The 25,238-nt window shown below is 50.3% G+C and carries 17 protein-coding genes; 9 read left to right on the top strand and 8 right to left on the bottom strand.

From position 1 onward, the window contains the following. Nucleotides 1–111 precede the first annotated feature (111 nt). Nucleotides 112–2,664 carry a glycoside hydrolase gene (locus M1L52_RS10530; RefSeq protein ID WP_248614955.1) on the bottom strand — a complete coding sequence of 851 codons (2,553 nt, stop codon included), beginning with the start codon at nt 2,662–2,664 and terminating at the stop codon, nt 112–114. Between the two features lie 10 nt (nt 2,665–2,674). Further along, a complete protein-coding gene (xyn10D/fae1, locus tag M1L52_RS10525) occupies nt 2,675–4,843 on the bottom strand; it encodes a bifunctional endo-1,4-beta-xylanase/feruloyl esterase (protein ID WP_248614954.1) in 2,169 nt (722 codons plus the stop codon). Nucleotides 4,844–5,101: 258 nt separating this feature from the next. Here xyn10D/fae1 and M1L52_RS10520 point away from each other — a divergent pair, with 258 nt between their 5' ends. The 4 genes from M1L52_RS10520 to M1L52_RS10505 all read left to right on the top strand — a co-directional run bounded on the left by M1L52_RS10520 (nt 5,102) and on the right by M1L52_RS10505 (nt 9,964). Then, nucleotides 5,102–7,039 (top strand): bifunctional carbohydrate acetyl esterase/feruloyl esterase, encoded by a 1,938-nt coding sequence (locus M1L52_RS10520; protein WP_248616072.1) that lies wholly within the window; start codon nt 5,102–5,104, stop codon nt 7,037–7,039. A gap of 101 nt (nt 7,040–7,140) precedes the next feature. Then, nucleotides 7,141–8,271, top strand: coding sequence for a transposase (locus M1L52_RS10515; protein ID WP_248614953.1), 1,131 nt, complete (start codon nt 7,141–7,143; stop codon nt 8,269–8,271). A 687-nt stretch (nt 8,272–8,958) separates the two neighbouring features. Then, complete coding sequence (locus tag M1L52_RS10510; protein WP_248614952.1) at nt 8,959–9,456, top strand: hypothetical protein; 498 nt, start codon at nt 8,959–8,961, stop codon at nt 9,454–9,456. A 415-nt stretch (nt 9,457–9,871) separates the two neighbouring features. Beyond that, the gene (locus tag M1L52_RS10505; protein WP_248614951.1) at nt 9,872–9,964 is read left to right on the top strand and encodes a smalltalk protein; all 93 of its coding nucleotides are present in this window, start codon (nt 9,872–9,874) and stop codon (nt 9,962–9,964) included. Nucleotides 9,965–10,115: 151 nt separating this feature from the next. Here the strand turns inward: M1L52_RS10505 and M1L52_RS10500 are convergent, their stop codons facing one another. The 5 genes from M1L52_RS10500 to M1L52_RS10480 all read right to left on the bottom strand — a co-directional run bounded on the left by M1L52_RS10500 (nt 10,116) and on the right by M1L52_RS10480 (nt 16,511). After that, on the bottom strand, nt 10,116–10,790 hold the full coding sequence (locus M1L52_RS10500) for an outer membrane beta-barrel protein (RefSeq protein ID WP_248614950.1): 675 nt from the start codon (nt 10,788–10,790) through the stop codon (nt 10,116–10,118). Nucleotides 10,791–10,828: 38 nt separating this feature from the next. Next, nucleotides 10,829–11,467 carry an outer membrane beta-barrel protein gene (locus M1L52_RS10495; protein WP_248614949.1) on the bottom strand — a complete coding sequence of 213 codons (639 nt, stop codon included), beginning with the start codon at nt 11,465–11,467 and terminating at the stop codon, nt 10,829–10,831. Between the two features lie 26 nt (nt 11,468–11,493). Continuing rightward, nucleotides 11,494–13,074: a formylglycine-generating enzyme family protein gene (locus M1L52_RS10490; RefSeq protein WP_248614948.1), complete on the bottom strand. Its 1,581-nt coding sequence runs from the start codon at nt 13,072–13,074 to the stop codon at nt 11,494–11,496. A gap of 171 nt (nt 13,075–13,245) precedes the next feature. Next, nucleotides 13,246–14,442 carry a hypothetical protein gene (locus tag M1L52_RS10485; RefSeq protein ID WP_248614947.1) on the bottom strand — a complete coding sequence of 399 codons (1,197 nt, stop codon included), beginning with the start codon at nt 14,440–14,442 and terminating at the stop codon, nt 13,246–13,248. A gap of 65 nt (nt 14,443–14,507) precedes the next feature. Further along, entirely contained in the window at nt 14,508–16,511 is a 2,004-nt protein-coding gene (locus M1L52_RS10480) for a sialate O-acetylesterase (RefSeq protein WP_248614946.1), read from the bottom strand. A 167-nt stretch (nt 16,512–16,678) separates the two neighbouring features. Here M1L52_RS10480 and M1L52_RS10475 point away from each other — a divergent pair, with 167 nt between their 5' ends. From M1L52_RS10475 to M1L52_RS10455, 5 genes are read left to right on the top strand one after another with little or no spacing between them, the layout of a single operon-like run. After that, a complete protein-coding gene (locus M1L52_RS10475) occupies nt 16,679–18,073 on the top strand; it encodes an MFS transporter (RefSeq protein ID WP_248614945.1) in 1,395 nt (464 codons plus the stop codon). After that, nucleotides 18,063–19,175: an endo-1,4-beta-xylanase gene (locus tag M1L52_RS10470; protein WP_248614944.1), complete on the top strand. Its 1,113-nt coding sequence runs from the start codon at nt 18,063–18,065 to the stop codon at nt 19,173–19,175. The genes M1L52_RS10475 and M1L52_RS10470 overlap by 11 nt, the downstream gene beginning before the upstream one ends. A gap of 30 nt (nt 19,176–19,205) precedes the next feature. Continuing rightward, nucleotides 19,206–20,237, top strand: coding sequence for a glycoside hydrolase family 43 protein (locus M1L52_RS10465; RefSeq protein ID WP_248614943.1), 1,032 nt, complete (start codon nt 19,206–19,208; stop codon nt 20,235–20,237). Next, complete coding sequence (locus M1L52_RS10460; protein WP_248614942.1) at nt 20,234–20,731, top strand: RNA polymerase sigma factor; 498 nt, start codon at nt 20,234–20,236, stop codon at nt 20,729–20,731. The genes M1L52_RS10465 and M1L52_RS10460 overlap by 4 nt, the downstream gene beginning before the upstream one ends. Next, nucleotides 20,728–22,572 (top strand): alpha-glucuronidase, encoded by a 1,845-nt coding sequence (locus M1L52_RS10455; protein WP_248614941.1) that lies wholly within the window; start codon nt 20,728–20,730, stop codon nt 22,570–22,572. The genes M1L52_RS10460 and M1L52_RS10455 overlap by 4 nt, the downstream gene beginning before the upstream one ends. A gap of 116 nt (nt 22,573–22,688) precedes the next feature. Here M1L52_RS10455 and M1L52_RS10450 read toward each other — a convergent pair whose 3' ends face one another. Then, complete coding sequence (locus tag M1L52_RS10450; RefSeq protein ID WP_248614940.1) at nt 22,689–25,238, bottom strand: glycosyl hydrolase 115 family protein; 2,550 nt, start codon at nt 25,236–25,238, stop codon at nt 22,689–22,691.

Genomic DNA, 25,238 nt, shown 5'->3' with positions numbered 1-25,238 from the left:
TAAAAAGATTGTATTCAGGATAACGATTGCAAAAGTAATTGATTTACATCAACGAAGCAAATATTAGTATATGTTTTATAACATATATCCGATATTTCTTAATTTTTGCAATCATTTTCTATGAAATTGCTTTCTACCGTTAACAATTACTAAGCCTTTATTTGTTAAGCTGACGCGTTGTCCCATCACGTTAAATGCACGATTATAATGGGTGCGCAGTTCATTTGCAATATTATTAACTCCTGTAGCCGAGAGGTCGAATGCCACGAAATCGCTGGCTGAGTTGAGCTGTGCATACACGCCAAACGGAACAAGTTTTGAGGCTGCTGTAAGCTTCACAAATCCCCATTGTCCATCAACATTGCCAAGCACATAGTCGCCGGCATAGAGAGGCACCTCAACTGATGTTCCAAGCATCATGTCGCTCTGTTCTGCAGTAACAGCATTTACGCTTCCGCTACCCTCTATCACCACCTCGCCATTGGCAACTATCACCACTGGCTGGTTTGCCTCAATATTTTCTGTTGGCAGCAGTTCGTAGTTGTTGTTCACCTTGTATGCCTTGACGTTCTCAGGCACCACGGCAGCAAAGGGAAGAGCCACGAGTCTCATTCCTTCCACATTAAGACTTATCTCTGCCTTCTCTGCTGTGAACGATGTCTTTGGACGGAAGTCGCCTCCAGCGTCGCTCAGCGAGAGCAAAGAGCATGACGTGCCCTTTACCACGTTGGTCTGACCCTCATTGAAAGGAGTCTCTGCAGCAGCAAACACCACCTTATTATTATTTAGCCAGGGCAGCGATGAAGGCAGTTCTGTCACAGCCGACATGTCAATGCTTGTGCACGAAGGGTCGGTGGTATAGTCATACACATTGCTGTCGTCTTCAACATAAGCGCCGCTGAGCGTAGCTGAATAGTTGCCTCCGTTTGACAGATACACATCGCCGAACTTTAATGTAAGTGTAGAGCTCCAGTTGTTATTTGTCATAGAGATGATGCCTATACAACCGTCGGCGAGTGTTGCCGGCGAGAGGTCGAAGACAAGATTTAAGTTGCTGCCTCTGTTCAGGTCTAAATCGCCATAATCATGAGAAGCCACCTCACCTTTTTTGTTCACATAGATGAGCGTTGTCTTAGCCGAACTGAGGTTCATCGTTGAGCTGATTGAATTAACATGCATCACCAACTTGTCGAAACGGTTGCTCAGCTTAACATATCCGCTGGCAGCATTTGTCTTAGAAGAGAAAAGTGGATTTGAATGGTCGAAGGTCTTTGTCTTGTTCGACAGTTTATATGTTGTTCCAAATGTCGACTTTGTTGTCGTCTGGTTCTCTATCATGTCGAAACGAGCTATTGAACCCTTCATGTTTGACACCTGACGGTCACGACTGCGAACGAACATCGCCGTAAACACACTCTGTGCCGCCACCTGCACCTCTGGACGGCAAGTTTCTGCGTCATAAGAAAGCGCCTTCTTATAATAGTTCTTCGTCTTCGTTGTAGTATAAGTCATTCCGCTTTGTGTATAGAACGGCAGATCCATCAGCAGCGTGCGCTCGTTGTCCGATGGGTTGGCTATCACAGCCACCACCGTGTCGCCTGTCTGCGACAGATAGGCTGAGCCCTCAAGAGCTGTCTCTGCATCGTCGCTGAATATTCCCTCTACGCGTGTCATGCCTGTTACCGACTTTGCGAAGTGTGCCATAATATATCCACGCTTTGTCACCACGCTTGTCGTCGTGCCACGCTGTCCATCGCCCAACATGCCGTAGTAGCGCTTTGCTGCATAGTGAATCCATGCGTTGAAGTCGCCAAGCATGCAAACGTTGATGGCACGGAAGAAGTCGAAGAAATCCTTTGAGAAGTCGAAGTTACGAGTATTGTTCTCTGCCTCGTTCCAGTTGATGAGATACTCCGTCATCCATATCTCCTTACCCTTCTTGCCAAGGTTCTTGTATGCCGACTGGATGCCGCCGTACTGGTGTCCGCCGTAGATATCGAAACCTTCGAGCGTCTGCATGTTGTTCAGGGCGTTGACATAGTCGTCTCTCACGGCAAGAGTCTCAGGCGCTATGACCTTACAGCTGATGTTCTTGCCATAGGTCTTTACGAACTCAGCTATTTCCGATGCCGACCAGATGCATCCTGCATAAGAGCAAGGCCAGTCGGGCTCGTTCTGAATGGAGATGGCATCGAGCTCCACACCGTTGTCGCGCAGATACTGGACATAATCCTCCAGATATTGAGCATAGTCGGCCCAGTTTTCTTTTTTCAGCGAGCCTGCATCCTCGCCTTTGTTCTTTGCATTAATGGAGTTGTTAGTCTTCCACTCCGCAGGCTGTCCCCAAGGCGAAGCGAAAACTATGAGTCCCAACTGCTTGGCGGTCTTAGCCGTCTGCAGCGACTGGCTCCATGAGTTTCTACCCACAGGAATGTAGAGACGCATGATGTTACATCCCACCGTACTCGTCGGGCCCCACACTTTCTTTATATCAGCAGTTGACATGTGGTTATACTGGAACTGTGGTGAGCAGACGAAGCCTCCGAAACCCGTTATGCGTTGATACTTCTTCTGGGCATCTATACGCAGCGTTGCGCGCTGAGCATGCACAGCAATGCAGCCCAGCGCGACAAACATTAATGATAACAATATAGTTTTTCTCATTTCCCTGTCTTTACTTAAACAACAGCGGAGCCATCTCCTTCAGGCTGCGACGCCATGTCAGGAACTCATGTCCTGTTGCAGGCGACACATAGCCATGGGCATTGATGCCGGCAGCTTTCAGAGCATCTATGCTCTTCTTTATGCCGTCAGGATTCTCTCTGCCTCCACAGCTCTCGAAAATCATCTTCACCTGTTTAGCATCCTTGATGTCCTCGGGAGCATACTGTCCGCCGCTGAGCAGACCCCAGTAGCCGAAGACCTCGGGACGACGGAGCGTGATGAGCTTTGTCTCTATGCCACCCATTGACAGACCTGCCATAGCGCGTTTTTCCTTGTTTGCTATAGTGAGGAAGTTTGCATCGATATAAGGCACAAGCTCGTCAACGAGTACAGTCTCAAACTCCTTGGCTGTGAACGAGCCAATGGTTCCGAACTTCACGTCGTTTGTCATGCCATAGGTCATCACGATGATAAATGGCTTTATCTTTCCTTCTGCGATGAGGTTGTCCATAATAATTCCTGCACAGCCCTGGTTAGGCCAGCTTGTCTCGTTCTCACCCCATCCATGCTGCAGGTAGAGCACAGGGAAGCGCTCCTGCGTGGCCTTGCCTTTCTTGTCCTTAATGGTCTTGCCGTAAGTAGGAGGAGTATAAACAAATGCGCGACGGCATTGCTTTGTGCTCTCGCTCCAGAACAACACCTGCTGCACGTTGCCGTGGGCCACGTTCTTCACCTGATAGAAGTCCTCGTCGTGAGCAGGAATCTCTATTCCGCTCTCCCAACGGCATGAGCCGAAGTAGTTGTGTGTTCCGGGGTCGTTGACAGTAGCGCCGTCGATGGTCAGGTGATAGTAGTGGAAGCCCTCGTCCATCGGCCCTTCTGTCGTGCCTTCCCATACTCCGTCCTTATTCTTGCGAAGAACTGTGCCTCCACGTCCTCCGAGACCCAGGCTAACGATTACCGACTTTGCCTCTGGAGCCACGATGCGGAAGCGAGCATAGCCCTCGCTGTTCACCTGTGGATACTCCTGTCCGGGCTGGTTCAGGGCGTTTGGACGGAAGTCTTCCTTTGGAATGCGCTTGTCCAGTTCAGGGTTGAAGTCGCGAATGGCGCGATAGCATGCCTTTGGCTTATAGTTCTCGTCGAACGGCAGCGGATGGTTGTTCACACCAAGCCATGAGTCGCGGTCGCCGAGGTTCCAGAACGTTACGTTGTCTATCACGTCGGCATGCTTGCGGAACACTTTGAACAGGCGGGCATACTGGTCAGTCTGCAGAGTGTTCATGTATGCCGGCATTGGCTTTGCCTCGCCACGGCTGAACATCAGCTGGCCACCGCTCTCGTTGTTCATGCGCAGGTCGAGCTCTGTGATGTGAATATGGTTTACAATCTCCTTGAAGCGGCTGATAGCCTTGTCCAGCTGTGCCTCGTCAGGGAAATAGATGTTGTAGTGGCCCTGCATGCCGATACCGTCGATGGGCACACCAGCGTCCTTCATCTTCTTTACCATATTATATATACGCTCGCGCTTGCCCTCGTCCACACAGCTATAGTCGTTGTAGAACAGCAGAGCGTTTGGATCGGCCTCACGTGCGAACTGGAATGCCTTTGCTATGAACTCGTCGCCACAGAGCTTGAAGTGACGGCTCTGACGATATGGGCTGGGCTCCTGTCCGCCACGTCGTGGTCCGCGGAAGCCGCCATCATCGGCCATTGCCTCGTTTACCACGTCCCAGCAATATACTATGTCCTTATAACGGTTCACAACGGTGTGGATGTGCTCACGCAGACGCTCGTAGAACACTTCCTTCTTCACCTCCTTGCCTTTCTTGTTTACGAACATCCAGTCGGCAAACTGAGCATGCCAGCAGAGGCAATGTCCACGCAGCTTGATGCCGTTCTTGCGGCAGAAGTCGGCTATACGGTCAGCCTTCTCGAAGTTCCACACTCCCTCCTTCGGATGCTGCTCTCCTGGCTTCATGTCGTTCTCAGCAGTAATGCTGTTGAACTCCTTACGCACCAGAGCCATCTGGTCCTCATTGGAAATGTTGCGCTGGTTCAGCGCCACGCCGATAGTGAAATAGTCCTTGTAGGCATCTTTCAGCCCCTGTGCCCATGTTGTAGTGCTTCCGCTCATCACGAGCATTGCTGCCAGGGCAATCTTCTTTAGATGTTTCATTCTTAAGCTATTTGTTAGAGTTTATAGTTTTATGTGTGCAAAGTTATGACTTTCTTTCCATGTTTCCATCGTTCTTTGTGTCTCATTGTTTTGCATTTGTCTCAACAGCCGTAAAAACACGTATTTTAGCATAAAAGAATTCCAATTAATTATTAAATTTGCAACCAAATGTCATAACAAAAACCACTTTCTAAACTTATGAAAATTTTAAAAAACCTAACCATTGCTGCCATCGCGCTGCTCTCTTCGGGTAGCATCATGGCAAGTTCCGTCAGCACGACGGCTGACAAGAAGAAGTCGCAACCCGACGAGAACTTCTACATTTTCCTCTGTTTCGGACAGTCAAACATGGAGGGTGCCGCACGTCCTGAGGCTCAAGACCTCAAGAGTCCCGGCCCACGCTTCCTGCTGATGCCTGCCGTCGATGACCCCCAGCGTGGTCGCAAGATGGGCGAATGGTGTGAGGCCGTTCCCCCACTCTGCCGTCCTAATACCGGCTTGACACCTGCCGACTGGTTTGGTCGCACCCTCGTAGAGTCACTTCCTGAGAACATCAAGATTGGTGTCATCCACGTGGCTATCGGCGGTATTGACATCAGAGGCTTCCTCCCCGACAGCATCCAGAGCTATGTGAAGCGTGCTCCGAGCTGGATGAAAGGCATGCTCGAAGCCTATAACAACAACCCTTACGAGCGTCTTGTAACCTTGGCAAAGAAGGCCCAGAAGGATGGTGTCATCAAGGGCATCCTGATGCATCAGGGCGAGACCAATACCGGCGACCCCAAATGGGCAGGACTTGTTCAGCAGGTCTATGACCGCTTGTGTGGCGACCTTCAGCTGAAGCCCGAGGATGTGAACCTCTATGCAGGCAACATCGTTCAGGCTGGCGGCAAGGGCGTGTGCATAGGCTGTAAGAAGCAGATTGACGAGCTGCCCAACACCCTTCACACCTCTCAGGTCATCTCTTCCGACGACTGCACCAACGGTCCCGACCGTCTTCACTTCGATGCTGCAGGCTATCGCGAGCTGGGCTGTCGCTATGGTGAGGCCGTAGCCCGTTTCCTTGGCTACGAGCCCAAGCGTCCGTTCATCGAGATGCCAAAGAAGGTTGAGGTTCCTGCCGATGCCTTTATTGCCGAGACCACCGTTCCTGGCAACGAGTTCCCCAAGGTTGACAAGCAGCGCTGCGCCTATTTCCGCATCAATGCTCCCGAGGCCCGCAAGGTAGTCCTCGACATCTGCGGCAAGAAATACGACATGCTGTCTGACGGCAAGGGCTCTTGGATGGTCAAGACCGATCCTCTGCCCGTTGGCTTCCACTATTATTTCATGAACATCGGCGGTGTTAACTTCATCGACCCAGCTACTGAGACCTACTTCGGTTGCAACCGCGAAGCAGGCGGCATAGAGATTCCCGAGGGCGACGAAGGCAACTACTATCGTCCACAGCAAAACGTTGCCGCCGGACAGGTGCGCAGCCTCTATTACTGGTCACAGTCACAGAACGCTTGGCGTCACGTAATGGTCTATACTCCAGCCGAATACGAGCTGAAGGCAAATGCAAAGAAACGCTACCCTGTGCTCTATCTCCAGCACGGCATGGGCGAGGATGAGACAGGCTGGAGCAAGCAGGGTCACATGCAGCACATCATGGACAACGCCATCGCTTCTGGCAAGGCTGTGCCAATGATTGTTGTCATGGAGAGCGGCGACATCAAGGCTCCGTTCCGTGGTGGTGACAACCGTGCCGGACGCAGTCAGTATGGTGCTTCGTTCTATCCTGTTCTGCTCAACGACCTCATTCCTTATATCGACAAGACCTTCCGCACTAAGGCCGATCGCGAGAACCGTGCCATGGCCGGTCTGTCATGGGGTGGTCATCAGACATTCGACATCGTGCTCACCAACCTCGACAAGTTCGCGTGGATGGGCACCTTCAGCGGAGCCATCTTCGGTCTCGACGTCAAGACCGCCTATGACGGCGTGTTTGCCAAGTCCGACGAGTTCAACAAGAAGATTCACTACTTCTACATGAACTGGGGCTCTGACGACTTCATCAAGAGTGGCGATATTGTCAAGCAGCTTCGCGAGCTGGGCGTAAAGGTCGATTCCAACGAGTCTGCCGGCACCGGTCACGAGTGGCTCACATGGCGTCGTGGACTCAACGAGTTCATTCCTCACCTGTTCAAAAAGTAAAACCATAGAAATTACATTTTCCACTTTACGGCACTTTTTTGATACTTTTCTTCTCATTTTCGAAATGTTGATGTATCTTTGCAGCAGATAGAACGAAAGCCATGGATCAACAGTCCTCCAATAATTGCGCAAATAAGTCTAATCAGACCCGCCGCATGTTTGGCCACAACTACGCCATACCTGGGACATACGAGGTTACGATGGCCGTTGCCGACCGACGGCCGGTCTTTGGCAAGATAGTCGGCACCACAAAATCAGGTGGCGAAGCTCCCCATCTTCACCCTTCTCCCCTTGGAGAAGCCGTGCTCACCGACGAGATTCCTAAGATTCACCACTACTATCGAATGGTTGACGTCTGGCAAGTGTGCCTCATGCCCGACCATATTCACATGATAGTTCGCATCAACGCACCGCTACCTGAAGGCAAGCATCTCGGCATCATCATCGGTGCATTCAAGGGCGGCGTCAGCCGTGCTTGGTGGCGCTTGCTGGAGGAAGCCAAGGCTAACGCCTCTTCCACCGTGCCTGTCGTAAAAACCCAGTCTTGCTCTGCCACCGTGCCTGTCGTAAAAAGCCAGCCTTGCTCTGCCACCGTGCCTGTAGCGTCAGCTACAGCAAACCGTCCTCCCCTCTTCGCCCCCAACTACAATGACCACATCCTCATGCGCGACGGCCAGCTGGACAACTGGAAACGCTACCTGCGCGACAACCCCCGCCGCCTGATGATGCGCCGCGAATATCCTGACCTGTTCCAGCGTGCACTTTGTATAACCATTGGAGGCACGCGCTACAGCGCCTTCGGCAATCTTCTGCTGTTGCGACAACCAGAAAAACACCAAGTGTTCTTCCATCGCAAGACAGACGGCATCCCTACGGAACAGACAAACTTCTGGGAGACTGAACGCCATAGGCTACTATCAGCAGCCGAGAGTGGCGACGTACTGGTCACCCCAGGCATCTCCGAATGTGAAAAGCGCATAAAGAACATCGCCTTGCATCAAGGGCTGCGCCTGATACACGTACAATCTGAGCCTATCGGCCAGTATTGGAAACCCGAGCGTAGCCGTTTCGATGCTTGTGCCGCCGGTACGCTGCTCATTCTCGCGCCGTGGCCAGAGGACATGCCTTCCTTCAAAAGCGATTATGACCGTTTCCATTACCTCAACCGTCTTACCGAGAGCGTCTGTGCCATCAGCCACACCACGAGAGTTTCCACGCAAGGACTTCGCTGAGATTTCCTTCTCTGAGCTTTTAGTTTACCATAGAAGCTTCCACTGATTCAATACCATAAAATCATTGGTGCTGCCACCGTCCCTACATCAAACCGCCCTCATTGCCACCACCGTGTCTGTAGCGTGAGCTCCACATTGCCTGTAGCAAACCGCGCCACCGTGTCTGTAGCGTGAGCTACAGAAAAGCCGCCCCTCTTCTCCCCCTAATTACATTTTCCACTTTACGGCACTTTTTTGATGATTTTCTTCTCATTTCGAAATGTTGTCTTGTACTGAAATAGGAAATCAGGAAATGTCTAAAAGACATGACGCAGCTACACAGCTACACAGCTACATAAGGTAAATTCATGTAGTGACTATTTAAGTGAAAATTTTTTATATTATATATAAAAGTAGCACCCATTAGTAAATGACACTTTCTACGAAAGCAAATGTAGCTGTGTAGCTGCGTAGCTACGTCAATTTTAACATTTGAAATAAATCTGAGATAAATGAAAGGAATCCTTGCGTGGCACCTCAAAATTTAGTACCTTTGTACTGTGTTTAGGATGCACCACAATGACACACAACAGCGTTTAGAAAGAACGCACGCGGCGAACAGAAAAAACACCGCCAGCAATCAGGAAGAACGCTCACGAGAGAACTCAAACTACTTAAACAACTTAAACCTTTAAACTATTAAAAACTATGGGAACAATTACAATTAAGAAGTATCAGAACACAAACGAGAAGCTGACAAAGTGTTACGGCAAGTGGTATGGCAAGGTGCTCCACCGCGGCACGATGGGCACCGATGAGCTGGCCAACCACATCATGAAGCACGGCTCCGTCTATACCGACGATGTGGTGCTGGGCGTGACCCGCAAGCTGATGCACTGCATAGCAGAGCAGCTGGCAGAGGGCTACAAGGTGAAGCTCGACGGAATAGGCACGCTCTACCTCGGCGCCAGCTCCACAGGCGCGGACAGCTCCGAAGACTTCGACATCTCGAAGAACATCACACGCATAGGCGTGAAGTTCCTCGCCGACCAGAGCAAGAACAGCATCTACACCGCAAGGGTGATGCGACAGAGCAACACGCTCACCACGAAGATTGGTCTCGAGGGCGGATATCCGGTCGACGGAAGCGCAAGTGGCAACAGCAATGAGACGCCGAACCCAGGGGCAGTGGAGGAAGAGCCTTAAAACCTAAAACCCACCCCTTCCATTCTTGGACGAGCCAAGCGTCGCAAGCGCCGAGCGCCCGAGGGGAAGGGGATGAGTTAGAAAAGTCAATGATTAATTTATTTGTCAAGAATTAGAGAGATTTGTCGAAGACCCACGAGTGCTCGCAGTAATTAGAGAATTTTCATTTCCGCGAGATAAAGAATTATTTGAATTTGAGACTCGACCTACGGTCGAAATAATAGTTTGCTTTTCATGCGCAGCCATCTCTAATTCCTTTGCGTAGCAAAAAATTCTAAGAAAGGAAAATTCTCAAATTCTTGACAAATATTATTAATAAAATTCGTGGAACAAATTATGTTAATTATGGGAATTCGTTTCTAAGAAAAAAGACAACAATTCGATTCTTGACAAACAAAGAAAAAAACTAGTGATTATGAAGAACGAAACGTGGAAATTTGTGTTGCAGACAATTGCGGCAATACTTACCGCGATAGCAACAAGCCTCGGAGTGCAGAGCTGCATGTAGAGCCACCCCTTCCATTCTTGGACGAGCCAAGCGTCGCAAGCGCCGAGCGCCAGAGGGGAGGGGGATGAGTTAGAAAGAACTTTAGGTGTAAAAACAATGAGAGGAAGCACACACGCGCTTCCTCTCATTCTTGTTTTTTGATTATCTATGATTAGCGGCTACCTGCCCAGTTGAAGCCGAGAGTCATGAAGAACATGCCTGTCTTGAAGGTTGGTGTCTTAGAGCTGTAGGTAGAGATGAACTTTTTGTTTGGCTCGATATCTGCAAGACCATAGTCATAACCCATATTGACAACCAAACGACCGAAGTTCAGACCACAGCCAAAGCGCAGACCGTAATCGCTAAGTGCATCATCTGCATCAATATCTTTCCACAAGTCACCATCAGGTCCACCAGCAGCATAATAAGCGCCGAGGAATGGGTTGATGAACAGGTTTGGAGCAACATTGATGTGATAGCTTATTACAAAAGGTATTTCAAGCATGTGGAGATGCTGTATCTCATCATACTTCCACTTGTCGGTATCCAGCGAGAAACCCTTGTTGACATAGTAGAAACCAGTCTCCAGGAACAGGGGAACGGGTGCTACCTGGAAGTCCATGCCGATACCGAACGAACCGAATGAAAGCGCTTTGGTGTCAAGAGTGCTTCCCTTCTTCGAATATACGTTTTCCCATGTTGAGGTGTTTGCAGTATAAGCAAAGCGCAAACCCATGTGGAAACGGTCGGGAACACGGTTGTTCTCTTTCTGTGAGAACTGTGCATTAGCACTTGTAGCGCCGAGAAGCATCAGTGCTGCTACGAAAAGTTTGAATGTCTTTTTCATAAGAGTTTATTTATAAATGATTAATGTTTTCTAATTATTTAGCGGCTGCCTGCCCAGTTGAAGCCAAGGGTCATGAAGAACACGCCACAAGTGCCATACTTAACCTTGCTAGTATAGTACTTACCGGTAGAATAATACCTGGATTCTTTCTCCCACTCCTTCAGACCGTAGTCATAGCCCAAGTCAACATAGAGGCGGCCAAAGTTCAAGCTGGTGCCAATGCGAAGGCTGTAGTCCACAAGCTCTTCTTCATCCTCTTCCACATCAAAAGACACGACAGCGCCTAAGAATGGATTAATAAAGAAGTTAGGAGCGACATTGATGTGATAGCTCAAAGTCCATGGCAGCACAACAGAGTGACGGTCGTGCTGGTCTTTTTCATAATAGCCTCCATAAGTATATTTGTCGTAAGTATAGCCACGGTCCATGTAGTAAGCTCCTGTTCCCAGGAAGAGAGGGATGGGTGCAATCTGGAAGTCAAGGCCAAAACCGCCATAAGGCATGGTGAGAGGCTCTAATCCACTTTCACTAAATGAGCTAACGGTAACGCCACCACGCAGGCCCATATGGAAACGATCGGGAACACGGTTGTTCTCCTTGCGTGAGAACTGTGCATTGGCACTGGTAGCTGTGAAGAGCATCAGCGCTGCAACGAAAAGTTTGAATGCTTTTTTCATAATGATTGTATTTTAGTTTTTTGTTCTTATTTTACATCTTTTGCCTTGATGACAAGACGGACGAGTCCGAGGTAGGAGCCACGTTCGTCAATGTCATTGCTGCGGTCGAACTTACCACCGCGGCTGTTGATAGAGCGGATGGCATGCTGCTCGCCACGCATAGGACCTGTAGGGTCGGTGATGACCACACGGTCTTCAGGATACCAGTCGAGCCAGTCGCTGCACCACTCATAGGCTGTGTAACGGCCCGAAGCGATGCTGAAGATGGCGTTCTGCTGCTGACTGCAAGCGGCATACTCCCACTCGGCCTCTGTAGGCAGACGATAAGGCAGGCCTGTCTTACGCTGAACGTTGGCAATGACACGCTCCACATCGTCGAAGCCGCGCACCTGAGCAGGCTCGCTGCCCTGACCATCAACGTTCTTGTCGCCAACGAGGGGCAGCACAAGCGATGCGGGAAGGGGCTGGTCGCTCATATAAAAAGAGGTGACGATGACCTCATGGACAGGCTCGCTGTGCATTCTGCGGCTGCCATCGCCATTGTAGCCCATGTTCATGTGGCCGCCACGAACGAGAATCATGTTCATCACATGGCCATCGATGGTGACGCGGAATGACTCAGGATAGGGGTTGTTGTCAGTAACAAGGAGCTTCTGACTGCCAAGAGACACATTGGCTGGGGCTGCCTGAACAGGAGCAGACTGAACAGGAGCTGTCTGAACAGCTGCTGGCTGAGCCACTGGAGCAGCATTTCCTACAGACTCTACATTCTGCACCTCAGTCATTGGGATAGAGGTAGACATGCCTGCCATCTCAATGGTTATTGCCTTGGTGGGGTCGAAAGCCTTCATCTTGCCGATGAGCACGCTGCCATTCTTCAGAACTATGCGCACATCGCCTGCGCTCGCAGCAGCAGGGGCAGCAGGAGCAGAAGTGGCTGCTGTAGGAGCAGTAGCAACAGGTGTTGATACGGCTGGGGCAGAAACAACTGGAACGGCTGCAGCGCCAGCTATTGGAGTAGCCATAACCTTACCCTTCTTAACATTATCGTTAATGAAGTCGTGGATGTCGCCTGCTATCTCGTGAAGCATCAAGCCGAGACGGATAGTCTCTGACATGTGGCCTAGGCCTTTGCCCTCAACAACGTTAAGAATGCAGACAACCTGATTCTTGCTCAAATCGACAAACTCTATAGTGCCATCCATGATGCAACCACCAGCCTTAGCCGATGAGAACGGGGTGAAAGCTGCTCCCGCGCCACCAACGTCGATAGTGCGGGGACGGACAATCATCTTATAGACGGGAGAACCATCCTGGATGCGCAAGAAGTCGCTCTTCTTGTTGAAACGGTTAACGAAATAATTCTCTGCTTTCTCACGATCGCTGGGCCAGTCGCGCACGAAGTCAGCACCACGCTTGTTAAGATAGTCTTTCCAAAGCAGGTTCTCGTGGTTGGAGACGCGGGCTTCGTCCCAAAGTATCTCGTAAGAGATGTTCACTCTCTGCATCAAAATGTTGGGATCGCCGGAGTTGAAGTTAACACAAGTGTAGGCGTTGGCAACTACTACTGCCAACAGCCCCATGAGGGTAAGAAACACTTTTTTCATTGGTCAGATGTATATTCAGGTTAATATTTTTTACTTTTATGATGCAAAGATAAACATTGTTAACCATTCTGCCAAAGAAATTATCCATAATTTTCAAATTTGTGGGATGATTTTCCACAAAACGCAACACTAATACTACATTAGCTTGTATAAAAACTTGAAGTTTTTCTTCTAAAAGGACATGAAATCATCGATGAGACGCTTATGATGGCCAGGAATGATGACGTGATGATTGCCTATGGGCGAGGTGAGGAAATATCGGGCCTGCTCGGGATTGCACAGACGAATGAGCTGCTGAGTGCGACACATATTGGGCTGCGACATGTTCTTAACAAGGAAGCCCTCCTCGGCATAATAGCGCGAGAGGTCGGCAGAGACCTTGAACACCGTGACAGGCCCCTCCTTCATGAAACCACGAATGCCAACGCCTATGCCCGACTCGAAATGGGTGTCGAGCTCATAGCGCTCAACAAGACTGAAAGGTATGGTGCAATGGGCAAAAACAAGCTCGCCTGTGGCAATATCCACTCGCGCTGGGTTGGCCTGGAAGCCAGTGATGCCTGTGAGAGCCTTGCCAATGACCATTGTAAGCAGGGCGGGCACGTCGCCCTCGCAGCCAGCAACAACGCCTTCTGACGACAGCTTTGCAAGAGCCAGACAGCCTGTGTTGTGAACAGCCGTGAGAAGGTCGAAGCAACGGATGGTCAGTCCGTTGAGTCTGTGCTGCTGAGCCAACTGCCTCAGAGCGAGATAGATACGATTGGCGCCTGGCAGGGCCTGCTTTATACACTCCACGCTGGAGGTCTCCTGAGGCATCGTCTCTGGCGTGGTATCCATGATGGAAAGAAGCTCGCTGATGGCTATGCTCTCAAGAGAGATGCCAAGGCGCTTCTTCACAACAGCAGCATCGACATGACTGGAGATGAGCCAGTCGGACGGCTCCCCCACTACACCAAGGCGACACTCACGAAGCTGACGGCGAGCCTTCTCAACAGCTGCCAATGACCTGATTCGCTCTGCTATATACTCGTTGCTGCCATGAATAACCTCGCCACGAAGGCCTTGCTGGCGCAGATAAGACAGTATCTCCAGCGAGGCGGCAAGGGAATTGCTGAGCCCTGACGTGAGAAGATAGATGGGGCTGTCGCCACCCTGAGCCTTCAGGACAGGCAACTTCTCAAGAAAGATGCCCTCAGTGCCTCCTGTGCGCACATATATTATATTGAGGTCGTGGTGACCGTATTCGGTATAGTCGGCATCGCAAAATACATGATCAATGCCTATTGCACCAAGAAACTGCTGGGTTGATGCCTTAACCGACTGTGCGTCGTGGAGAGCTGAAGTGAGCGTGAAGATTGCTATGTCCATAGGGAGAGGTGAGAAATGAGAAGTGAGAGGTAAGAGGTAAGAGGTGAGAGGTGAGAGGTGAGAGATTAGAGGTTAATTTCTAATGGAGCCATGGGAAGATTGTTGACACCAAAGACGTTTGCTTTCAGAGGATTATTCTTCCACGCATAGCGCAGACGACGAGGCTCCTTAACAGACGAACGAACAACGATGGTGTTGCCACTGCCAGTAGCCTCGGCATTGACAAAACGACCATCGGCACCTGCTATCTCAAACTCATAGAGAGCACCCTCATTCTTCAATTTCTGGTCCAGTTTCAGCTCTACAGCATCGCCATTAACAGAATTAGAAATTACTGTAGGATAAAGCTGTAATTTCTTGTTCCACAACATCTTATCAAAACTCATAGCAACACGTTGAGCCACCTCACGCTTGCGCAGAGGATGAATATCTACAGTCTCGCCAAGGTCAATGGCAACAGCAAGACCAACACCTGGAACAGTAGCTGCCACCTTGCTCTGGGCAGCACGGACAGTAGTCCAACCAGTCTCCTGCGGGGTGTCGCTTGGCGCCATGTAGTTGGCCAACTGAACCACCACAAAAGGCAGGTCGTTCATCTGCCACAGCTGTCGCCAGCCACTTACCAACTGGGTGAGCCACTGCTCATAGTTACGACTGTCGCCACCGCTGTTTGACTCGCCCTGATACCACACCACTCCAGAGAGGGCGTAAGGTGCCAAGGGATAGAGCATAGCGTTGTAGAGCACAGACGGGAGGTTCTGTCCGCCTGCGTTTGCCGAAGGTGTCTGAGGCATTCGTGCGCCCTCGTGGATGAGCCACTCGTCAGAGAGGAGCACCTCCTTGCCATCGTCGAAAATAAGCTTATAGGGCTTCTCAGGAATGAAGTGAGGAGAGCCACCCTTGGTAACGAAGCGTACCGATAGAGCGTTGTCGCCCTCAACGAGCAGGTCTGCGGGTATGGTGTAGCGACGTGGAGGATACTGATAGCCAGTAGAGCCTACCTGCTTGCCATTGACATAGGTCTGGTCGGCATCGAAGAGCGTGCCTACAAGCAGTCGGCAGGGCTTTCCTGCATGGGCAGCATCGATGGTAACGTGCTGGCGAGCCCAGAAAGAGCCTGTATAGCGATAATCGGAAGAGAGGTTGACGCTGTTCATGAGACCATTATTCACGCTGAACACGCGCTTCTTCTCCCACTTAGAATCATTATATTCACGCGCAGAAAAGTGCTGTGAGAAGCCAGGATCTGTGTCTGTGAGCATCTTCTGCCAACGATTCTGTGCTGCTGCATTGCCACGCTGAAGAGCGCGCACCATGTCATCGTCCTGGAAGAACTCGGTCTGCTGGTAGAGTTCAGGGAAATGCTGACGGATGGTGTCAGCAGCAAGCCACGCCTGAATGGGCGTTCCGCCAAGAGAGTTGACGATGATGCCCTGAGGAACACCGGTCTTCTCAAACATCTCGCGTCCGAGGAAATAGCCTACAGCAGAGAAAAGCCACGCGTTGTCCTTGGTGACAGGCTTCCAGTTGATGGGCGTAGGCCTAACGTCGCCCTTTGGTCCGTGGGTATCGAAGTCAGTCTGCACGCGGAACATGCGGACGCGATCATTACTATAGTCATCGATAACCTTGCCATACTGAGGATAAACGCGCTCAATAGTCACGTCGATATTTGACTGGCCAGAGCACAGCCACACATCGCCAATGAGCACATTCTCGAGAGTGATTTGAGAATAATTGTCAGAATTGTTTCTAAATTCTTGCGTCCCTTCGGTAGCAAGCGACCTAAGGTCGAGCGCTCCACTCTCAATTCTCAATTCGAAGGGACCTCCTGCCTTCTGCTGGGGAAGCACAACCTTCCATTTGCCGTTGGCATCGGCAGTGGTCTCGTAGGTCTTTTTCTTAAAGGTAACACGGATAGTCTCGCCAGCATCGGCAGTACCCCAAACAGGGATGGGCTTGCCTCGCTGCAACACCATATTCGACTGAAACAACTGGGGCAGCTGCACCTTGGCGTCTGCCACCATAGCGCATAAGAGCGCGAAAGATAGGATAAGTAGCTTTTTCATAACATCGGCAAATTTAGTGCATTTTTTGGTACAAAACAAGGGCTATTTTGTTATTTGTTTCAAAATGAAACATATCGGTAAGCATCTGCAACATAAAAAGCGCTCAATTACCAGGAAAAGCATTACTTTTGCAATCAAATACGGAAAAACCAAAAACACAAACAAATATGTCAACAACTGAAACAAAAGGATTTTACAAACTTTCATGGCTGCAGCGCATAGGCTTCGGCTCGGGCGACCTAGCCCAAAACTTGATTTTCCAGACTACATGCATGTATCTGCTGTTCTTCTACACCGACATCTACGGACTCGACGCAGTTGACGTCTCTGTGATGTTCACAGTAGGCAACGTGGCAAACGTGATATGGGACCCTATCGTTGGTGCCCTAATAGACAAGCACTCGCCAAAGTTAGGCAAATATCGTGCATATCTTGTTTATGTAGGTATTCCTCTGACAGGATTTGCCATCCTCTGCTTCTGGAACGGATTCGCGCCATCACTGCTCTACGCTTATGTGACATACATAGCAATGACGCTACTCTATACATTCATAAACGTGCCTTATGGCGCACTGAACTCATCGCTCACTCGCGATACAGACGAGATTACAATCCTCACATCAGTACGAATGTTCATGGCCAACTGCGGCGGACTGGCCGTGGGCTCTGGTCTGCCACTGCTCATCGCCTACTTCACCAACGAGGAGCACGAGGGACTGCCAAAGGATCCTGCTGCATGGTTCACCACGATGACGATATATGCATCAATAGGTCTGGCTCTGCTGTTCTTCTGCTTCAGCCAGTGTAAGGAGCGCGTGGTAATGGACGCAAGCGAGGCAGCCAACGTGAAGATAAGCGACCTGTGGATGGAGTTCTTCCATAACCGTCCGCTAAGAGTCATAGCATTCTTCTTCATCACAGCTTTCGCCATGATGTCTATCGGCAATGCTGCTGGCGCATACTTCATAAACAGCAACATGAGAGGCTCAGCCGACCAGCTTTCAATATTCATGGGTCTCGGCTCGGCTCCGTCGTTCATATTCATGCCGCTCGTTCCAATGATAAAAAAGATGGTAGGCAAGAAGAACATGTTCTACATCTTCCTGTCCATAGCAATCATCGGCATGGCATTCCTCTATTTTGTAGCAAAGATGGAGCAGCCCAGCATGACTCTGGTATATATCGCCCAGTTTGTGAAATCGACTGGCGTCATAGTGGCTACAGGCTACATGTGGGCACTGGTGCCTGAGGTCATCTCTTATGGCGAATATGTCAGCGGCAAGCGCATCGCAGGTATCGTAAATGCACTTACAGGCATCTTCTTCAAGGCCGGCATGACGCTCGGAAGCGTTGTCGCTCCTGCCATCCTTGCCTATGTGGCATACAACCCAGAAGTCATAGAGCAGACTCCCGAGGCTGAAGAGGGCATCCTCTGGCTGGTATGCGTAATACCTGCAGCCCTGCTCCTCCTCGCGATGTTCATCATCTCACGCTATGAGCTTACTGACGACAAGATAGACCAGATAAACAAGGAAATCGAAGCACGCAGTCATGAAGAATAAGACAATCAAGGTTTTGGCACTCTGCTTGACCATGATGCCAATGGCAGGCATGGCTCAGCAGGGGCTGAAGGATGCTATCGGAAAATATTGTTTGATTGGTGCTGCCATCAATCAGTGGCAGAGCGACGGACAGGTGCCTGAGGCCGATGCCGTGATGGACAAGCACTTCAACTGCGCAGTGGCTGAGAACTGCATGAAGCCAGAGACGCTGGCACCTGCAGAAGGACTCTTCGACTTCCGTGTGGCAGACAAGTTCGTGAGCTACTGTCAGCAGCACAACCTTAAGGTGCTGGGACACTGTCTGGTATGGCATTCGCAGGCTCCTGACTGGTGGTTCACCAATGGCTATGCAGCAAGCCCCGCTTCAAAGGAAGTATTGAAAGAGCGACTGATAAAGCACATCAAGACCGTGGTGGGTCACTATAAGGGACAGGTTCACGGATGGGACGTGGTGAACGAGGCTATCATGGACGACGGCTCGTTCCGCAAGTCACACTATTACAATCTCTTAGGCGAGGAGTTCATAGAGATTGCCTTCCGTACTGCCCACGAAGCAGATCCTGATGCAGAGCTGTACTACAACGACTACTCAATGGCCCAGCCAAAGAAGCGAGAGGCTGTATGCCGACTTGTGAAGAACCTGAAGGCAAAGGGACTGCGCATAGACGGTGTGGGCATGCAGAGCCACAACGGACTGGACTATCCTGACCTGAAGGAATATGAGAAGTCCATCGACGCCTTCGCAGCCTGCGGAGTAAAGGTTATGATTACTGAGCTCGACGTCAACGTGCTGCCAAACCCACAGGGATTCGGCGGTGCAGACATAGCACAGAACTTCGAGCTTCAGCAGAAGTACAACCCCTACCCCAACGGACTGCCGGCTGCAAAACAGAAGGAGCTTGACGCCCGATGGCTGGCATTGTTTAACCTCTACTACAAGCACCGCTCACAGATAAGCCGCATAAATATCTGGGGAGTGAGCGACGGTGGCTCATGGCTCAACGGATGGCCCATCAAGGGACGCACCAACTACCCTCTGCTGTTCGACCGACAGTATAAGGCTAAGCCTGTGGTAGATGAGATTATCAAGATTTACAAATAACAAAACAATAACGACAAAACAATCAGAATTATGAAACCACGCTATCTTTTCCCAAGCGACTATATGGCAGACCCCTCTGCCAATGTGTTTAACGGACGTCTTTATATCTATCCCTCACATGACTGGGATGCCGGAGAATGCTTCGACGATGACGGCGGACACTTCCAGATGCGCGACTACCACGTGCTCAGCTTTGGCGACGTAGAGAAGGATGAAGCTACAGACCATGGAGTGATTCTCGATGTTGACCAGGTGAAATGGGCTGAGAAACAGATGTGGGACAACGACGTGGTGGAGAAAGACGGTAAGTACTACCTCATCTTCTCTGCAAAAGGCTATGACGGAGTGTTCCATCTTGGTGTGGCAGTAGCCGACAAGCCAGAAGGACCGTTCGTGCCACAGGACCAGCCCATACGCGGTTCGTTCTCTATTGACCCAAGCGTATTCAAAGATGATGACGGACAGGTGTACTGCTACTTCGGAGGACTATGGGGCGGACAGCTCCAGTGGTGGCGCCCGCTGCCTAACGGCAAGGCTCCAGTGTTGGGCAAATATGGAGAAGAGAACGGACTCGTTGACCTCGGTGCTGCTCCTGACCACAAGGGAGAGCTCTTCACCACAGCCGACTCTCCAGCCATAAACAGCGCTGTGGTACGCATGAGCGATGATGTTCTTCAGTTTGCAGAGGCTCCTCGCGCCCTCGTGGTTCTCGATGCCAACGGCGAGCCTATGAAGGCTGGCAACCCACACCGTTTCTTCGAGGCATCATGGATGCACAAATATAACGGCAAGTACTATTTCTCATATTCTACTGGCGACAGCCACATGCTGTGTTACGCCATAGGCGACAACCCTTACGGACCATTCAAGTATCAGGGCGTGATACTCGACCCAGTGGTGGGATGGACCACACACCACAGCATAGTAGAATACAAGGGACAGTGGTATCTCTTCTATCACGACTGCGTGCCTTCAAACGATGTCACTCACCTGCGTTCGCTGAAGGTGCAGCGCTTGTTCTACAACGAGGACGGAACAATACAGAAAGTGATTAACGAATGAGCAACAGAGAAATCATAGAACGCTACTATCGCGAGCATCACAGCGAGCTTCTCGTCTTTGCCACGATACGTCTCCACAACAACGAGGAGGCAGCTGACATTGTGCAGGAAGCGTTCTTAAAGCTGCTCTCCGAACAACGTCCCATCTGTGAGAACACTATAGGCAATCTAGCCTATACTCTGTGCCGACACCTGATAATTGACTATTATCGCCGTCACGCCACTCGGACAGACGTTGCTCACGAACTGGCACGCTCAACGATGGGCAGCGACTCTGCTGAGCACATACTCTCAATGAGAGACCTCACGGAGCAGTTGGAGCGCAGCCTGGCGCGTCTCGCTCCAGAGTGTCAGGATATCTACCGCTTGCATGTCTATGGAGGCATGAAGGCTCGCGACATCTGCGACGCCACAGGCGAGAGATACAAGCATGTTGAGTATCAGCTCGGCATAGCGCGCAAACATGTACGCAATTATCTAAGACACATTTCATGAAACGACATCTTATATCTATCTTATGTCTTCTGGCGCTTCTTTCCGCCAAAGCAGAGGACGGCAGCAAGCTATGGCTTCGACAAGACACAGCTGCTTTCAACAAGCTCACCCTGAAGATTGATGCCAGCATGCCTGCCGATGATGGCTATCGCATCAACGGCAATGTGATAACAGCACGCACGCAGCAGGGTCTGCTCTATGGTAAGTTTGCATGGCTCAGAGGTGAGCAGGGCGAATCTCATCCTTTTTTCCGTCTGAGAATATTGAACCACTGGGACAACATAGACGGCTCGATAGAGCGCGGCTATGCAGGAAAGAGCATCTTCTGGAACAATGAACTAAAGCTAAACCGCTCACTTATAGAGCAATATGCAATAGCAAATGCTTCCATAGGCATCAACGGCTCTGTGCTTAACAACGTGAATGCATCACCAAAGATGCTGACGAAGACATATATAAATAAGGTGAAGGAAGTGGCCGACATTCTTCGTCCATGGGGCATTCGCGTATATATATCTGTGAACTTCGGCTCTCCGAAGGCTTTAGGCGAGCTGAAGACTGCCGACCCTCTCGACCCAAAGGTTCGCCGCTGGTGGAAGAAGAAGGTGGAAGAGATATATAAGCTCATACCCGACTTCGGAGGTTTTCTTGTAAAGGCAAACTCTGAAGGTCAGCCTGGTCCTTTCGACTATGGCCGCACTCATGCCGACGGTGCAAACATGCTGGGCGAGGCTCTTAAGCCTTTTGGCGGTATTGTGATGTGGCGCTCGTTTGTCTATGGCGCGAAGCATAAGGGTGAGGATCGCGTGAAACAGGCTGTATCAGAATTTGGCGAGCTCGATGGAAAGTTCATTGACAACGTGATACTTCAGTCGAAGAATGGCCCTCTTGACTTCCAGCCTCGCGAGCCCTACGCTCCTATCTTCGACCAGATGAGGAAGACTCCTCAGATGGCAGAGCTCCAGATAACCCAAGAGTATCTTGGTCAGGGCGACCACCTCGCTTTCCTCGCACCTATGTGGAAGGAGTTCTTCTCTTTTGTGTCGCCTTCCAAGCTTCAGGGCATAGCGGGTGTTGCAAACATTGGACTGGACAAGAATTGGTGTGGCCATCACTTTGCACAGGCAAACTGGTATGCCTTCGGTCGTCTGGCGTGGAACCCATCAATATCGTCTCGCCAGATAGCAGAGGAATGGATTGGACAAACGTTCCTTAGTGGAGAGTGGAGAGTGGAGAGTGGAGAGTTTGCTACCGCAATAGAGACGTCCTGCGGAGCGGTAGCAAACTCTACACTCTACACTCTAAACTCTAAACTAACAGGCATGATGCTTCGCTCTCGCGAGGCTGTCGTTGACTACATGATGCCTCTTGGACTGCATCATATCTTCAAGTTCGACCACCACATGGGTCCTGAGCCAGACGGTTTCATTGCTTCATATCCTTTGGAGTGGTGTCCTGTGTATTACCACAAGGCCGACAAAAACGGTGTGGGCTTCGACCGCAGCAGCGCAGGGACTAACGCCACAGCTCAGTACAGGGAGCCTTACTGCTCACTATATGATGATGTGAACACTTGTCCTGAGAAATATCTGTTGTGGTTCCATCATGTGCCCTGGACACGCCGCATGAACAGCGGGCGCACTCTGTGGGAGGAGATGGTTTATCGTTATGACCGTGGTGTGAAGGAGGTTGAGGACTTCATCAACATTTGGAACAGCATGAAGTCAGAAATAGATGAACAGCGCTGGAACGAAGTAAACGCAAAACTACAGAAGCAGCTTGCCGATGCCCGTGAATGGCAACAAGTTTGCACAAGCTATTTCAGAGGGTTCGCGGAATAGGAATCAACAATTGTACCATCGAGGAGTAAAGTAAAAGCTGCGTCACATTTGTAACGCAGCTTTTATATTGTTTTTCATTGAGCCTTTACGAAACATCTGGCATATAGCTCAAATACTTACTTCCTATTATTTGTATAAGGACTCTCGTTCATGAAGAGATAAGAAGGCTTATAACCACCGAAGTCAACAACAATCTTCTCGAAGACTATTCCTGGATGACGAGGAGTGAGCGTCAACTGATGAATGTCACTTGAACTATGGACAGGCAATTCTACTGTCTTCTCGACAACACGGCGGGCTATCGTTGGATAGAAATCTGAGTACATGTATGGCTGACGGTCAACGAGCGTCTTATTGAAGTTGACAATCTGAGGCTCATCACCATCAAGGCTAACACCATATTCATGACCACCGACATTGAGGAAGTCGAGTGTTGATTTCACTACTACATGCACTTTAACAGTCTTCACATCCTTAGGCATGGTGAACTGATATGTGAGTTTAGCACCATCGACAGCCTCTGTGTAAGGAGTAAGGGCTACAGCACTACGCGTGCGACCATAGTAGGGATAGACGGTCCAAGAAGTCTTCTCACCTGATGTTGCGCTGAAGAAGTGTTCTGCTTCCATAGCTATGTAACCATTACTATGGGTAAAGGCAAAACCCAACTCACTAACTAAGCTTCCCTTCCCTCGGGAGGGGTTGGGGGTGGGTTTCAGATTGATTACCTTTGGCATAATATCTGCACGGAAGTTATCATTCCACGAACGGTAGCCAATATGTTTCTGGGTCATCATGCCGTCCCACTTTCCTTCGCTCATCACCTTGTTATAATAGCGACAAAGCTCTGCATCACGATTGAAGCATGTCTCAACGCGCTTTGCCCACTCATTGGCATCGGCATCGTTGCGCTCAGCAAGATAGTGGTTCATGGCTTGAGAATAGTACATGTCGTAGAGGTTTGCCATTGCCTGAACAGGGAACAGGAGCAGCTGACGATAGGCATCACGAGCCTCCTGAGGAACTTGTTCGAAGAGGCGAAGAGCACGCAGCTCAAGACGCTGATAGTCATCGGCCACCTGACGCCACTCGCCTGTCTCAACGTTATAGGTCTTTGCATCAAGCATCTCTGGTGTTACGCGCGCCATGTACTTGCAGTTGAGGTTGTAGATGGAAGCAGTTTCTGCAGCAACGTCATCGCCACATACCGAGCGGAAGAAGTTGAGGGTGTGTTCGGTGATGTTTGGTTGTGACGGATTATTAGTCTGCTGGAGTGTATATTCCTTTGGGTTCCATGCCATATCCATGAACAACTGTATGGGATACTCCATTGGCTTGAGGTCGCCAACATTAAGAATCCACATGCGTTGTATGCCAAAGTCGTAAGCAAGTGAGAGCTGCTCGAACATCTGCTGTGTCTGAGTGACGTTTATCCACTTCGTGTTACGTGGTGCGCCTACATAATCAACATGATAATAGATGCCCCACCCGCCTTTGTGGGCACGCTCTTTGTCATCGATAGGCACACGGCGAATGTTGCCCCAGTTGTCATCGCAGACGAGCATGATGACATCGTCGGGTACACGGAAGCCGGCATCATAGTAGTCCTGTACCTCTTTATATAACGCCCACACCTGAGTGGTCCTGTTGGCCGGCTTACCTGTTACCTGCTTGATAATCTTACGCTGGTTTGATACGATGCGCTCCATGAGTTTAGTATCGGCTGTTTCGCTCATTGCCTCATCGCCATCGCCACGCATACCGATGGTAACCATGTCTTCTGTTCCTTTCATGCGCTCAATGCCCTCACGGAAGAAACGATCGAGATTTGCCTGATTGGTCTGATAGTTCCAAGCGCCCCAGTCTTTTCTGTGACGAGCATACTCCTGATGATTGCGTGCCATAGGCTCATGGTGACTGGTGCCCATGATAACGCCCATGCGGTCGGCAGTCTTACCATTCTCTGGGTCATCGGCATAGAAAGCCCATCCCCACATGGCAGGCCACATCATGTTACCACGCAGACGGAGGATGAGTTCGAAGACTTTCTCGTAAAAGCGATGGTCGCCATATTTTGTGCCGAAGGTGTTAGCCACCCACGATGTAAGACAGGGAGCCTCGTCGTTAAGGAAGATGCCACGAAACTCTACAGCAGGTTCGCCATCAGTATATGTACCCTTTAAGATATAGGCCTCATCATGCTTGGCGATGGGTACATCAGCCCAGTAGTACCATGGGGAGACGCCCAGCTGCTGGCTCAACTCATAGATACCATAGATGGTGCCACGACGGTCACTACCTGCTATGACAATCTGATTGTCGATAGTGGTGATGATGAACTTCTCACGTTTGCCTTTCAAGTCAGCGAGTTTTAGTTTATCAATGTCCTTGTTTTTGCCAATGGTGCCAATGAGTATATTTATCTCGGCAGTAGAACTGCCGAGCACACTGACGGCTGGAGCCTTTCCCAGTACTTTCTCCATGTCGGATTGGAGGTTGTTGATGGCAATCTTGACACCCTCATACTCGTTGGCACTATAGGTGATTGTGGCATTGCTGAGTGGTAGCGCACCCTCAACAGGAGTGAACTTCACGAATTGCTCGGCGGCCTGTGTAAAGGTTACAGTAGCCAGTGCGAAACACAGGGCGAATAGTTTCTTTATCAT

The organism is Prevotella sp. E13-27 (assembly GCF_023217965.1).
Taxonomy (GTDB): Bacteria; Bacteroidota; Bacteroidia; order Bacteroidales; family Bacteroidaceae; genus Prevotella.
The sequence above is the reverse complement of the archived record's forward strand: the minus strand, read 5'-3'. Positions and strand labels throughout refer to the sequence as shown.